The following is an 11,997-nucleotide window of genomic DNA, read 5'->3' on the forward strand; positions in this document are numbered from 1 at the left end:
ATACTTTCATGCTGGCGGAGAAAAACTGCCGTTATCACGGCTTCACGGAGGATTCCATGAATACTGCAAAATTGAGTTCAATCATCAAGACGGTCGCTCCGATTATGCTCGGGACCGCGGTGTACGCTTTTGGACTGCTCTACTTCATTATTCCCAATCAGCTTATGGAAGGCGGCGTAACCGGGATCACCATTCTCCTGAATTACGGCTTCGGCATTCCGGTGTTTCTGACCACGCTCCTGCTTAACCTTCCGCTGTTCCTGCTTGGCTGGAAAGAGCTTGGCGGCCGTCAAATCATCTACACCGGTGTCGGCATCGGATCACTGTCCTTCTTCCTGTGGGTATTCGAGCGGATGATCGCGCTTGGGTGGGTGGAGCCCTTCCAGACGGAGCATGATTTTATTCTTGCCTCCCTCTACGCAGGCGTTACGCTGGGCCTTGGTCTGGGCCTCGTATTCCGGTTCGGCGGCACGACCGGCGGCGTCGATATCGTGGCCCGCATATGCGGCCGGCGTTTCGGCTGGAGCATGGGACAGGTCATTCTGGTGATCGATGTTGTTATTATCGGCTCTTCCCTGCTCTATATCCCAAGAGAGAAAATTTTGTATACGCTGGTTGCCGTTTTTATTTCTTCCCGCGTGATCGATTTTATCCAGGAAGGCGCGTATGCCGCCAAGGCTTTTACAATTATTAGCGACTTCGGGCAGGAAATCGCAGAGCTGATCACCAGGGACCTGGAGCGGGGCGTCACTTTGATCCCCTCGATCGGCGCCTATTCGAAGCAGGCCAAGCATACTGTCTACTGCGTTGTTTCCCGACAGGAAATCCGGCGGCTCAGCCAGTTGGTCAAATCGGTCGACCCCCGGGCGTTCGTCATTATCAGCGATGTGCACGACGTTCAGGGGGAAGGCTTTCGGGAAATATGAAGCTCTCGAGCGGTTATACCCTTTAACAAAATCAGCGGGACAGGTCGTGGAAGAATCCTCGCCCTGTCCCGCTTTTTTTCGAATGGTGCGCTCACTTCTGGCGCCTATTGAAATAACGAAGCCGTCTCTTCAACGCCGCTCATTCAGTACGGATTCCAGCGGCTTTTCTCTCCCCTATATTTTCTGTATCCGGTATAGGCCAGCGCCGCGAGAATAAATCCCGCTCCGAGCCACCCGGCCGGGCCGTACTCCCTCGGACCCAGAGGGAGAGACAGGGTCGGCTCATCCTTCTCTTTCCCGAACATCACCCTTGCGGCCTCCCGGCCGTTCGAGACAGCGTCCATAAGCTCCTCCCTGCCCGGGGGACGAGCAGCCGACGCCAGCCCGGAAGCATAGGAGAGCCATGCATCAAACCGGTTGACCTCTTCCGGCTTACGGGCAATAATGACCGCTGGCCGAATCGTATCGTAACGCTCCTGCAGACGGGAAACCGCCGTTCTCCAGCCCGCCTGATCGCTGCCGGCCGCGCTGCGTTCCATATCGTTCAGATCCTCTCGGATGAGCTTGTAATATTGAAGCCACATCGGCTGACCGGGATGGGTCAGACTGTTGGCGGCCAGACGGAGCCTTGCCGCGGCCGTCTCCCACCGCTCCGGCTGGAGCTTGACCGCCGAAGCGGCGGCTTTCATGTCCAGAATCGCTCCGGAGAGCGCATTTACTCCTTCAACGGATGTAAGTCCTTCAAAAGAAGACGCGACGAACAGCCGGGAAATCGCATCGATTGTTTCCCTTGTTTTGTTGATATTGCCTTCCGTAACGTAACCGTACAGCGCCTCCGCCTGCTTCTCCAGCTGCAGCGCGCTTGCTTTGGCCGCAATAGGCGGCTGCGTCGGTTCCGCCGGCGTACCCGCCATACCGGATACCGATCTGCTCACAGGCAGAAGAACCTCGTTATAGCCTGCGGCGCCTGCACTATCCCATCCGGCTGCCGCCGTGCAGACCAAGGCGAGCAGCGTCATCATCACCCAATACCTCCCGCGCAGCATGAGACATCCCTCCTGCCTTATGTGTATGCGCAGGGACAAGGGTTAGAACATCGTCTTATCGCTCCGTGCGCTGACGCCGCAGCCGGACATCCCTCGAAGCGAGCCAGGCGGCCAAGGAGCTGATTAAGGTCAGGCCAATGGTGAATAGCTGAATCTGCAGCACATCGTCCTCGAGCGTGGCGGGAAGCCAAGGATATACACCGTAGGAATAATCGACGGTATCATTTAGCAAAGTCCACAGGAGCGCAACCGGAATCATTTTCCGGCAAATAAAGTACCGGGCGTACAGCAGCGCCTCTACCGCCATTCCGGTGTGTGAAATCATCAGCATCCAGTCCTGCCAATCAACCGGCCCGCCCTGGTAGCCGCCGGCTACAATAATGGAGACCGCCCAAATGCCGTATTTGACGGATGTAACTACCGCCAACGCTTCGATCAACGCTCTTGTCGTAACTCCTGCCACCGTCTTGGGCGGATATAGCATGAAGATCAGCGCCAGTGTAAAGAATAGGCTTGCCGTCGGGCTGTCGGGCACAAACGGCAGCAGCCACCCCGGGTAATGGGAGGCCGTATAAGCCAATTGATTCCCATACCATATGTATCCATAAATGGTTCCCGGAATATTGACCGCAAGCAGCAGCCAGATCATTCCCCGGTTGTTAAACAGTTTGTCCACTACCCTACCGACTCTCGACACGACAGGCCTCCCCCAAAGCATGCAAAAACCTGACCGTATGATTCGATCAGGTTATGCTTTTTTTCCTCTATTTTACTGTTCGGTTTTTTGTTTCGCAAGCCATTCCGCCAGCTGATCAATATCCTTGTCGGTCAACCCGGCATTGATGGCGGTGTCGTACATGGGGGGCATCTTGTTATTGTACCCTTCCTTGATAATCTTTAAAATGCCCGCCTTGTCATGCTTGTCACCGACGCCGCGCAGCGACGGTCCAGCTGCTCCCTTCATGTCGGCGGCATGGCAGGCCACGCAGCCGGCCTTCTGATAGACAGCCATGGCGGGATCTTCCTTGTCTACGATCGCTACCTCTTTTGCCTGTACGGCGCTGCTTGTCGGCAGTCCCTTGGCCCGATTCTCGGCCGCCTTCTCCTCACGCTGCACATCTTCGGGCACCTGGCCCGTGGCCGCCATTTCATGCTTATACTCCGTCCACGCCGAGTTCGTCAGATAGATGATGGAGGCCAGGGACAGAAACATCAGCGACGAAGCAATCGGTCTGCGGTAGAACCTGCGTTCCCTGCCTGTATCCAGAAATGGAGCCAGCAGCAGGGAGCCGAAAGCAACGCCCGTAACGCCCATCGTGCCTAGAACGATATAATCACCCGAGGCATAAGGAAGCTTCAGGTATTGGTACAGAAACAGAAAATACCAGTCCGGGACCGGGATCACCGTCGCGCCGGGATTGGCGGGAAAGCCAAGGGGCGCAGGCTCCGAAATCGTCAGCACGAGAATCCCGACCAGCACGACAACGCCGACCATCCATTCTTTGAGCAGGAAGTTCGGGATGAACGCCTCCGATTTCCCGGGATAGGCGGAATAGTCCGGAGGAGCGATAAAGCCGTTTCCCCGCCTGACCCTGGAATCGCCGACAAAGACAATTTTTTCCTTGGAGCTGTCTTTATGTGCCACCTTATGTCCTCCTCTCCTTCGAATGCCGTTACAGCGGGCCCGAAATGCCTTGTCTGCGGATCATGACGAAATGTCCCACGAGCAGAATAAGCAGCACCGCCGGGAGGAAGAATACATGAAGGGCGAAAAATCTCGTCAGCGTCTCGGCTCCGACAATATTGCCGCCCTGCATCAGCTCCTTGAGCACCGGACCCAGCACGGGCACGGAGTTGGCGATTTCCAGCGTGACTTTTGTGGCGAAATACGATTTATTGTCCCAAGGCAGCAAATACCCGGTAAGTCCCAGTCCAAGCATCACGAAAAATATAAGCATCCCGACTACCCAGTTCATCTCCCTGGGCGCCTTATAAGAGCCTGTAAAAAAGACCCGCATTGTGTGCAGGAACATCATGACGATAACGAGACTGGCACCCCAGTGGTGCATGCCCCGGACGATTTGTCCAAAGGCGACCTTGGTCTGCAAATATTCGACGCTGGCGTAAGCGTTGATAATATCGGGAACGTAATACATGGTCAGAAACATGCCGGACAGAATTTGAATGACGGTAATGAAAAAGGTCAGTCCGCCGAAGCAGTAGACGAATGCGGAAAAATGATGGGCCGGGTTGACATGCTCAGGCACCTCGTGATCGGCGACATCCCTCCAGATGGGTGTAATGTCCAAACGTTCGTCAATCCAGTTATAGACATTTTTAAACATCGGCGGTTACGCCTCCTTGGCGGCCTCGGTATTGGGCACAATATCGCCCAGGTATACCCAGCCATTCTCAATTTTCGTCTTGTACTGATCGAGCGGCTTCGGCGCTACGGCCAGATTCTTACCCGCCTTGGTGTAACGTGCGCCATGACATGGGCAGTGAAATTCATTGGGCGTAGCCTTGTTATTGTTCCATCCGACCGTGCAGCCCAAGTGCTTACAGATCGGTGAAAGCGCATAAATTTCTCCTCGCTCGTTTTTGCGGATCCATGCCGTCAGCGTCGCCGTACTGGCATACCATCCGTCCTGCTGTTTGAGCTCAAAATGGAATTCCTGCGGCTCGCCCGTGATTTTGGATTCTTCCGCGACTTTGATAAACTCTCCCTCGCCCTTCTTATGTAGTATAGGGTCCACGGCGAAACGGATCATCGGAAGAACGGCTCCCACACCCATAAAAGCGGAGGCTCCTCCGAGGGTGTAGGTTAAAAACTGTCTGCGGGACATTTCTTTACGCCCGGGCGGCTTATTGTTCGGATGATTCTGGTGCTCGTCATGGCTGCTCATATCTGCGTTTACCCCCCTTGATCGGATTTGGGAAAGCGCTTGAAAGAACAATTAATACGTTTACAATGATAAAAATCACATTTATATCCATTCAACCTAATCATAGCTCAGCGGTCCATAACCGTCAATAAAATCGTCTGACGAATCGACAACCGTTCAACTTCAAACCTATTGTCGACTTTCCGTCACATTTTCAGCTCATATTTTCTTGCCACATCTGCTGGATTTTTTGTATGGAAAGCGCTATAGCCTTATCTTTATTATCCCCGAAAAAGTCCTTAACGGCAATGATTAAATCGCTTTCAAAAATAGTTTCCTGCAAAAGATTTCCCACCCCGTCCAGCACGACGACATACCGGAAATTATTGGATTTGATATTGTGACATATTTCATTTATAATACCAAATTTCTCATTTTCATTATATTGTACTGCGGGGTATACAACGATCCGTCCCTTGAAAGGACGTTCCACGAGATAAATAGCATCCCGGAGCTGCCCAAGCCGGTCGGCCGTTTGGGGAGGCGATTCTTTACCGGTTAATCCTGTATATGGAATGAGACAGGTATCATAATATTTTCCGTTCTCTTCCCAACTGCTTCTGTCGAAGTCGCTGAATTTCATCCTGCCGCCGCCTCTCGCCGTTATTTGATTTCCGCAAAAAAAGAGGTGCGCCGCGAAGCGCATCTCTTCTATGCCAAACTTTTCAGTTCTTCTGTCAGGTTTCGAAATGCAACCTCGTCACCGGTCGCCAGCGCCGTGTCAATCTCACGGTACAAGATGGCGCACCGGCGCTTGCGCAGCGCTTCGTCCCACACCATTTCTGCCGCGAGCCCTAACATCACTTCATAGGTTGCCTTCATTTTGTCCATTCGAATACACCTCCGCTGTTTATGTTGTTCCATGTTCTTTCCCGTACGGCCCTGGCCGGAGATCCGAGGGAAAGAGTGTAGGGGAATTTTTTGTTTTCGGTTACAATTTAACCGGCTCCTACTAAAGCATATTCACCAATCTCTGCTCTGTTCAACGAAAATGGCGCCCATTCCGATTAATGTTCCTCTGCCTATGCTGCGCAATTTTACATCACCTATGAGTTTTGCTCCTATAGCCATATAGATGGACGGATGAAGCTGCGGTATGTAGGTCCCATACGCAATCCGCAAGCACTTTCCCCCTTTAGTTTAGCATCAATGGGAAGTCTTGCTCCCTCGGTGATGCGGCCTTGCAAAGCTCCTCTGCTCTCTACAGGAGCAGCTGTTTGGATTGCGCCATTTCCATTCCCCAATTCGTCATTTTAACGACGGGGCCTGAAGCCGCTTCGCCCGCGCGCAGCATTCCCAGATGCAGCATCATACGCAGAATGCGTTTTTCCAGAATTGAACCGGCATCATCGTAATAGAACGGCTTGATCAGCCAGCCCAGCGCATGTTCCAAAGATTTAACCGTCACCCATTCGTCCGCGCACACGCCAATCCAGTATACGAGTGATGGAAGGTTTGGAATAGCGCCTTTATAAAGTCTTAACCAAAAGGAGAAAATCTGCATCAGTGATTCGTATTTTGCTTCTTCCAAAACCGCCACGCCCGTACTCGTCAATCTAAGCCGCTGCCCATCCTCTGCAATCCACCGCCGATGGCGGGCAAAGTCGTACAGGAGGGCCAGCCTTGGCGGATAATGCTCGCAGGCTCTGCCGTACCCGAAGCGCCAGCCGCCTTTCGTTAGAAGCGGTTCGGGGATATGCAGGCTGTTCATCAGCATCTGCTGGCACCTTCTATACATGGCTCCTTCCAGATTCAGCTCCGGCTCGTCTTGCCCTACAAAGCGCAGGACCGCTTGCAAATCTGCTGCGGCGAGGTCGCCCTCCTCCCTGTACAAATCGGGCTCTCCGCCAGGCTCCACTCCCTCCTTAAGCCGTGCCGCCATCCGTTCCCGGAAACGTTCTTTCAAGTCCTTCGGAACTTGAAACAAGTACCTGGATTGCTGGGAAGTTCCGTTAAAGAGCCAGCCTCCGTTCTTGAACCGGGCCACGGTATCGCGGTAGCCTCCGTTCTGTCCGGCCGGAGTATCGAATGACGCCGACCTTGCTGCGGCAAGCAAATCCTCTAGTGTAAGATAGCTTCTTTCGTCAAACAGCAGCGCATTCAGGAAGCGCAAATCTTGCTGTGAATATTCCCTTACCTGGGCCTCCATAAAATCTTTGCTTCCAAGCGTGTAGAGCAGCGTCTGAATGAGGTCCTGCTTGGAATTTTGCTTGCATTCGCAGCGGTAACGGCCTGCTATAGCCGTCAGCTGGTTCATGTCCGCAAAGCTGAGCATATCCGCCAGATTCATATTCATCGCCTCGCTGTTTTAATACCATTATGGGATTACTGGCTTTTTTTATTCCATTTTTCGCAAAAAAAATAACCCGAGGCCATCGGGTTAACGCTGATTTTGCAGGATATGGCGGGTACAGTTGTACAGCAGAGGGTTCCATTCCTTCTCTTTCTTCTCCAAAATGGTGAGGGACAGATTTCCGATCCGCTCGGAATATCTGTTCTTGTACAGCGCGGCATAGAGCTGGGCCAGCAGCCCTCCATGCGACACGACAAGCACATTCTTGTCCGGATGCTTCGCGGATAAATCTCCCATAAAGGCAAGCGCCCGCGCCTGAAGCTGTTCATCCTTCTCCTGGCCGAATTCCTGACAAGCCCAGTCCTTTCCCCATCTCGCTTCGCGCTCGGCGGCTGTAAGCCCTTCTACCTGCCCGTATGCGCGTTCTCTGATACGCTCGTCTGCCTCAAGCAGCGGAAGCCCGAGCCGGCCGGCAATAATTTTTCCCGTTTCTTCCGCCCGGGAAAGATTGCTAGTAATGCAGTAATCCCAGCGGTAAGGTTCGTGCAGCAGGCGCTCCGCCAGCATTTCCGCCTGTCTGCGCCCTTCACTGTTGAGCGGGATATCACTTTGTCCTTGAATCCTGCCGGCAGCGTTCCAATCGGTCTGTCCATGGCGTATCAAGCCCATCAACATAAGTAACTCCCATCCTTTTCCGTATATTTTTTTCTTACTGTACCATGGATGAGCTTAAATGTCTTCTTTTTTGACAGGCTGCGGACACATCAAAAAAGCCCTCTTGGCTGTTCAAGAGAGCTTCTTCAATGCCTGCGGTACCGGTTAAGCCGGGTTAACGAAAAAATGGATAGGGCGATTCCCAGCATCGACAGCACCATCCAGTACTGAGGATGGGTCGGACCCATGCTTACAACGAGCGGCTCGATAATCTGGCTGCCGCTGGATTCAACCGGATATACGGACTGCCAATCGCCAGTCGATCCTGCGACTCCGGTCGGTACGATCCCGCTCTTCGCCATTGTGGTGTTGTCCGGCGTCTGCACCAATGTAAAATACAGAAAACTGGACAGGAATATCGCGAGAAAGCAGGCGATCCACAGGCTGATCCGCCGCCGGAAGATTCCAGGCTTGCCTGGGGACTTGCCGTCCCCCGGCATCAGCCAGGGGCTTTCCAGGTAAATTCGTTCCATCACGCGCGCATTGACTGCCTCGGCGCGTTCCTCGCTGACCTCGGACTTTATGTCCTGGATCATACGGGTACTCTCTTCCCACATCTCCCATTCGGCCGTGCAATAGGAGCATTGCGAGACGTGCTGCAATAAAGCGATGCGCTCCAATTTGCCCGGGGGAGCATCCCAAAGAAGCGGAATCAAATTCTGCGCTTCTCTACAGTTCATTGGCTTTTCATCCTCTCAGGCTGTTCAGCATATGCAGGTTCGTAAAAATAGGACTCAAGCTGCAGCTTCACGCTGCTTCTGGCGCGGAACAACAACGATTTGACCGAGCTTACGCTCTGGTCTAGAATGGTCGCGATTTCCTGATAATCCATTTGGTCGTACTCCCGCAAAATCAGCGCGGACCGCTGCTTCTCCGGAAGATTATTGATGGCTTTGCGTACGAGACTCATCCGTTCATTGCGCAGCACGGCTTGCTCCGGCGCAACTTCCAGCGGCGCGACAGGCGTATAGCCGCTTTCCTCAAGCGACACATTGCCTACGCGGTTCTTCCGAAGCTCGCTGAGCACGGTATTACGGGCGATCGTGTACAGCCATGTGGAAAAAGAAGCGTCAACTTCACGAAAGGAATGAAGGCTGCGAAAAGCCTTGTAGAACGTCTCGGAACAGAGATCTTCGGCGATGAGCTCCATCTGGGAATTTTTTAGCATATGATAGACAAATGCCAGGATTTTGCGTTGGTAACGTCGCATGAGTTCTGAATAAAGTTCGGTATTTCCCTGCTTGATCAGCTGGATTAACTGGGAATCCGTCATGGTTGGGCGTTTCCTCCTCGCCATAGCACGTCATATCCCGTCCGTAATCATTATTACCGAGCGGGTCCAGAAAAGTTGCGGTTGTTCTGAAAAAAAAGAACCGATTTTCATACCGGTTTATATGTATATTCAAGACGGCTATTTTTAAACTTAATATATTATTCTATCGGCAAATCTACAAAAATACTTACCTATTGTACCACATTTCGGTTAACGGTGACATGAATAGACGGACGCGGGATGGAAACTTCTTTCTGCTAACCCTATTCGACAAAAAATTGGGCTTACCTGCACCCGCTGGAAAACAGGATTATGACTTGCCAAACGAGGCTCATAAATAATGAACTAATTTTTTTCGTGAAAGCGTTGACAAAATGTAAACGGATACATATAATAAAAGTACAGTATGGTTTCTCTCCACTCCTATCCAAATACTAAGCTCTAAATGAGCAAGGGCCGCTTTTGAAAGCGGTCTATTTTTTTGTTTTTTGGATGGATTGGACGAATTGAGGGATATATAAAAAAGCCGGGCATTCGCCCGGCCTTGCTCTTGCTATACATACACCGTGTAATCACGCCGCTGCAGCAGCGCTTTGGCCCGCTCCATATCGCATTCTTGACGGAAGGACAGGCGCATAATGCCCGGAACGTCCTCCCGGCTCTCGATAATTTGCACGTTGCTCAGGTTGATGCCTTGATCGCCCAGCTCCGTGGCAATCCGTCCGATAATGCCGGGGTGGTCGGGAACGTCGATATGCAGGTCGAACAGCGGGGTAATCATTCCCTTGCGCCGCTCGGGCAGCTTGCCGCGGAACCCGTTTGCTTCCTTGAATGCCTCCTCAATCCCTTCGCCGTCGGCGTTCTCCAGCAGCTGTACGAAGGAAGACACCTCTTCATTCCAGTCCTTGAGCAGTTTAAGCATTACCTCGCGGTTGTTCAGCAGAATATCCCGCCAGATTACAGGCTCGCTCGATGCGATCCGCGTTATGTCGCGGAAACCGCCCGCAGCCAGCGTGCTGTAAAGCGAGTCGCCGGAATCGTACCCGTGAACCTGGTTAACTAGCGCCACGGCAATAATATGAGGCAAATGGCTGATCGCTCCGACAATCTCATCATGCCGCTGCGGGTCCAGCCGCACGATTTGCGCTCTCGTATGTACCAGAAGGGCCTTGAGCGACTCATACGCCTCTTCGGGTACGCCCGGCGGCGGAGTCAGCACATAATAGGCGTTCTCGAACAGCAGCGACGAGGCCGCTTCGACCCCGGAACGTTCCGATCCTGCCATCGGATGGCCGCCGATAAAATGAACGTCCTGCAGATCAAGCGAAGAAGCGCATTCCGCGATGCTCGCCTTGGTGCTGCCGACATCGGTAATAATGCAGCCCTTCTTCAGCGGCAGCTTGCTCAGCCTGAGGAGATAATCTTCCAGCATTCCAACCGGAACGCATAAAAAAATAAAATCGGCGTCCAGCGCCGCCTCTTCAAATGACAGCGTCGCACTGTCGACTACGCCTCTGCTCACATATTTCTCAGCAGATTCCGGGCGGTGGGCGTGTCCCACAACGCTGAGGCCTTCCCTGCCCTTGAAGCAAAGGGCAAGGGAACCGCCAATCAGCCCGACGCCGAAAATTGCAATCTTAGTCGTCATGTCTTTGAACAACTCGCCTTCTGTATATTCCTTGCCAGGCCGGTGCTATGCCTGAACGCCCTGCTCTTGGAGGGCGGCCTCCAAAGCCTGGATAAAGACCTTGTTCTGCTCCTGCGATCCGACGGTAACCCGGATCCAGGTAGGATAAAGGCGGTGCCCGGCTCTTACGATGACACCTTTGCGAAGCAGCAGTTCGAAAATATCGAACGCCGGCACGCGGACGTCAACCATAATGAAGTTCCCCTGCGACGGGAAGTATTCCAGCCCAAGCCGCTTGAATTCATCCTGCAGCTGAACGAGCCCCGCGCTGTTAAGGCGCCGGCATTCTTCAACATATTCCCGGTCTCCCAGCGCCGCGAGAGCCGCAGCCTGAGCAAGACGCGACGTGTTGAACGGTTCGCGCACCTGGTTGATCAGCGTAATAATTTCAGGACTGGCGACACCGTATCCAATCCGCAGGGCGGCCAGCCCGTAAATTTTGGAGAATGTCCGTAGCACGACAAGGTTCGGGTAACGCTCCAGCAGCTTGATGCCGTTGGAGTAGGACGAATCGGTAGCATACTCGTAATACGCTTCGTCAAGCACAACCATAACGCGGTCCGGGACCGCATCAAGGAAAGCCGTCAGCGCCGATTCAGGCACAAACGTCCCTGTCGGGTTGTTCGGATTGCAGACCCAGATGACCTTCGTCTTATCGGTCACGCGGGCCAGCATCCCATCCAGGTCGTGGGTGCCCTGTACAAGCGGCACTTCGATGCTGACCGCTCTTTCAATATCCGCATTGCTCTTGTATACGGAGAAGGTCTGGTCGGCCATGATCGTCTCATCGCCGGGGAGGAAGAAGGCGCGGGCGATCAGCGCAATAATTTCGTCCGAGCCGCAGCCGAAAATGATGTTCTCCGCGTTCACCCCCAAATGGGCGGCCAGTGCGGCGGTCAATTCGGCGGCTGAACCGTCGGGATACAGACTGAGCTGATCAAGCTCGGCCTGTATTGCGGCTTTGGCACTCGGCGAGGAACCGTACGGATTCTCATTGGAGGCCAGCTTAATGACCTCGTCCAGGCCGTACTCCTTCTTCACTTCTTCTATGGGCTTGCCCGGCTTGTATACCGGAAGGTTAACGATATGGGGTTTCGGCTTCATGAGCGGTCC

The 11,997-nt window shown here is 53.3% G+C and carries 14 protein-coding genes and 1 pseudogene; 1 reads left to right on the forward strand and 14 read right to left on the reverse strand.

Annotation, left to right across the window (positions count from 1 at the left end; genetic code table 11):
- The first annotated feature begins 56 nt into the window (after positions 1-56).
- Positions 57-926, forward strand: a complete 870-nt coding sequence (locus tag PSAB_RS15800; RefSeq protein ID WP_025335556.1) for a YitT family protein — start codon at positions 57-59, stop codon at positions 924-926.
- A 143-nt stretch (positions 927-1,069) separates the two neighbouring features.
- Here PSAB_RS15800 and PSAB_RS15805 read toward each other — a convergent pair whose 3' ends face one another.
- From PSAB_RS15805 to hisC, 14 genes and pseudogenes are all read right to left on the reverse strand, one after another.
- Positions 1,070-1,972: a sporulation protein YpjB gene (locus PSAB_RS15805; protein ID WP_025335557.1), complete on the reverse strand. Its 903-nt coding sequence runs from the start codon at positions 1,970-1,972 to the stop codon at positions 1,070-1,072.
- A 55-nt stretch (positions 1,973-2,027) separates the two neighbouring features.
- Entirely contained in the window at positions 2,028-2,690 is a 663-nt protein-coding gene (locus PSAB_RS15810; RefSeq protein WP_084266537.1) for a DUF1405 domain-containing protein, read from the reverse strand.
- 51 nt (positions 2,691-2,741) lie between these two features.
- Positions 2,742-3,617 carry a menaquinol-cytochrome c reductase cytochrome b/c subunit gene (locus tag PSAB_RS15815; RefSeq protein ID WP_025335559.1) on the reverse strand — a complete coding sequence of 292 codons (876 nt, stop codon included), beginning with the start codon at positions 3,615-3,617 and terminating at the stop codon, positions 2,742-2,744.
- A 28-nt stretch (positions 3,618-3,645) separates the two neighbouring features.
- The gene (gene qcrB, locus PSAB_RS15820) at positions 3,646-4,317 is read right to left on the reverse strand and encodes a menaquinol-cytochrome c reductase cytochrome b subunit (RefSeq protein ID WP_025335560.1); all 672 of its coding nucleotides are present in this window, start codon (positions 4,315-4,317) and stop codon (positions 3,646-3,648) included.
- A 6-nt stretch (positions 4,318-4,323) separates the two neighbouring features.
- The gene (locus tag PSAB_RS15825; protein ID WP_025335561.1) at positions 4,324-4,878 is read right to left on the reverse strand and encodes a QcrA and Rieske domain-containing protein; all 555 of its coding nucleotides are present in this window, start codon (positions 4,876-4,878) and stop codon (positions 4,324-4,326) included.
- A gap of 193 nt (positions 4,879-5,071) precedes the next feature.
- Positions 5,072-5,500, reverse strand: a complete 429-nt coding sequence (locus PSAB_RS15830; RefSeq protein ID WP_025335562.1) for a DUF2487 family protein — start codon at positions 5,498-5,500, stop codon at positions 5,072-5,074.
- Between the two features lie 68 nt (positions 5,501-5,568).
- Positions 5,569-5,748, reverse strand: a complete 180-nt coding sequence (locus PSAB_RS15835) for an IDEAL domain-containing protein (RefSeq protein ID WP_025335563.1) — start codon at positions 5,746-5,748, stop codon at positions 5,569-5,571.
- Positions 5,736-5,943, reverse strand: a pseudogene (locus PSAB_RS26475) (hypothetical protein); the annotation flags it as partial. The gene PSAB_RS15835 and the pseudogene PSAB_RS26475, both read right to left, overlap by 13 nt.
- A 175-nt stretch (positions 5,944-6,118) precedes the next feature.
- Positions 6,119-7,207 (reverse strand): hypothetical protein, encoded by a 1,089-nt coding sequence (locus tag PSAB_RS15840; protein WP_025335564.1) that lies wholly within the window; start codon positions 7,205-7,207, stop codon positions 6,119-6,121.
- 90 nt (positions 7,208-7,297) lie between these two features.
- Positions 7,298-7,885: a histidine phosphatase family protein gene (locus PSAB_RS15845; RefSeq protein WP_025335565.1), complete on the reverse strand. Its 588-nt coding sequence runs from the start codon at positions 7,883-7,885 to the stop codon at positions 7,298-7,300.
- A 125-nt stretch (positions 7,886-8,010) separates the two neighbouring features.
- Positions 8,011-8,604, reverse strand: coding sequence for an anti-sigma factor (locus PSAB_RS15850; protein WP_025335566.1), 594 nt, complete (start codon positions 8,602-8,604; stop codon positions 8,011-8,013).
- The gene (locus PSAB_RS15855; RefSeq protein WP_025335567.1) at positions 8,601-9,197 is read right to left on the reverse strand and encodes an RNA polymerase sigma factor; all 597 of its coding nucleotides are present in this window, start codon (positions 9,195-9,197) and stop codon (positions 8,601-8,603) included. Before PSAB_RS15855 ends, PSAB_RS15850 begins: the two co-directional genes overlap by 4 nt.
- Before the next feature lie 553 nt (positions 9,198-9,750).
- Positions 9,751-10,845 carry a prephenate dehydrogenase gene (locus PSAB_RS15860; protein ID WP_025335568.1) on the reverse strand — a complete coding sequence of 365 codons (1,095 nt, stop codon included), beginning with the start codon at positions 10,843-10,845 and terminating at the stop codon, positions 9,751-9,753.
- A gap of 45 nt (positions 10,846-10,890) precedes the next feature.
- Complete coding sequence (gene hisC / locus PSAB_RS15865) at positions 10,891-11,988, reverse strand: histidinol-phosphate transaminase (RefSeq protein ID WP_025335569.1); 1,098 nt, start codon at positions 11,986-11,988, stop codon at positions 10,891-10,893.
- Positions 11,989-11,997: the final 9 nt, after the last annotated feature.

The sequence above is a fragment of the Paenibacillus sabinae T27 genome, assembly GCF_000612505.1.
Classification (GTDB): Bacteria; Bacillota; Bacilli; order Paenibacillales; family Paenibacillaceae; genus Paenibacillus_AQ; species Paenibacillus_AQ sabinae.

Coding starts and splice junctions, on each gene's coding strand:
- PSAB_RS15800 (WP_025335556.1), top strand. CDS start 57: ATGAATACTGCAAAATTGAGTTCAATCATCAAGACGGTCGCTCCGATT.
- PSAB_RS15805 (WP_025335557.1), bottom strand. CDS start 1,972: ATGCTGCGCGGGAGGTATTGGGTGATGATGACGCTGCTCGCCTTGGTC.
- PSAB_RS15810 (WP_084266537.1), bottom strand. CDS start 2,690: ATGCTTTGGGGGAGGCCTGTCGTGTCGAGAGTCGGTAGGGTAGTGGAC.
- qcrB (WP_025335560.1), bottom strand. CDS start 4,317: ATGTTTAAAAATGTCTATAACTGGATTGACGAACGTTTGGACATTACA.
- PSAB_RS15825 (WP_025335561.1), bottom strand. CDS start 4,878: ATGAGCAGCCATGACGAGCACCAGAATCATCCGAACAATAAGCCGCCC.
- PSAB_RS15830 (WP_025335562.1), bottom strand. CDS start 5,500: ATGAAATTCAGCGACTTCGACAGAAGCAGTTGGGAAGAGAACGGAAAA.
- PSAB_RS15835 (WP_025335563.1), bottom strand. CDS start 5,748: ATGGACAAAATGAAGGCAACCTATGAAGTGATGTTAGGGCTCGCGGCA.
- PSAB_RS15840 (WP_025335564.1), bottom strand. CDS start 7,207: ATGAATCTGGCGGATATGCTCAGCTTTGCGGACATGAACCAGCTGACG.
- PSAB_RS15845 (WP_025335565.1), bottom strand. CDS start 7,885: ATGTTGATGGGCTTGATACGCCATGGACAGACCGATTGGAACGCTGCC.
- PSAB_RS15850 (WP_025335566.1), bottom strand. CDS start 8,604: ATGAACTGTAGAGAAGCGCAGAATTTGATTCCGCTTCTTTGGGATGCT.
- PSAB_RS15855 (WP_025335567.1), bottom strand. CDS start 9,197: ATGACGGATTCCCAGTTAATCCAGCTGATCAAGCAGGGAAATACCGAA.
- PSAB_RS15860 (WP_025335568.1), bottom strand. CDS start 10,845: ATGACGACTAAGATTGCAATTTTCGGCGTCGGGCTGATTGGCGGTTCC.
- hisC (WP_025335569.1), bottom strand. CDS start 11,988: ATGAAGCCGAAACCCCATATCGTTAACCTTCCGGTATACAAGCCGGGC.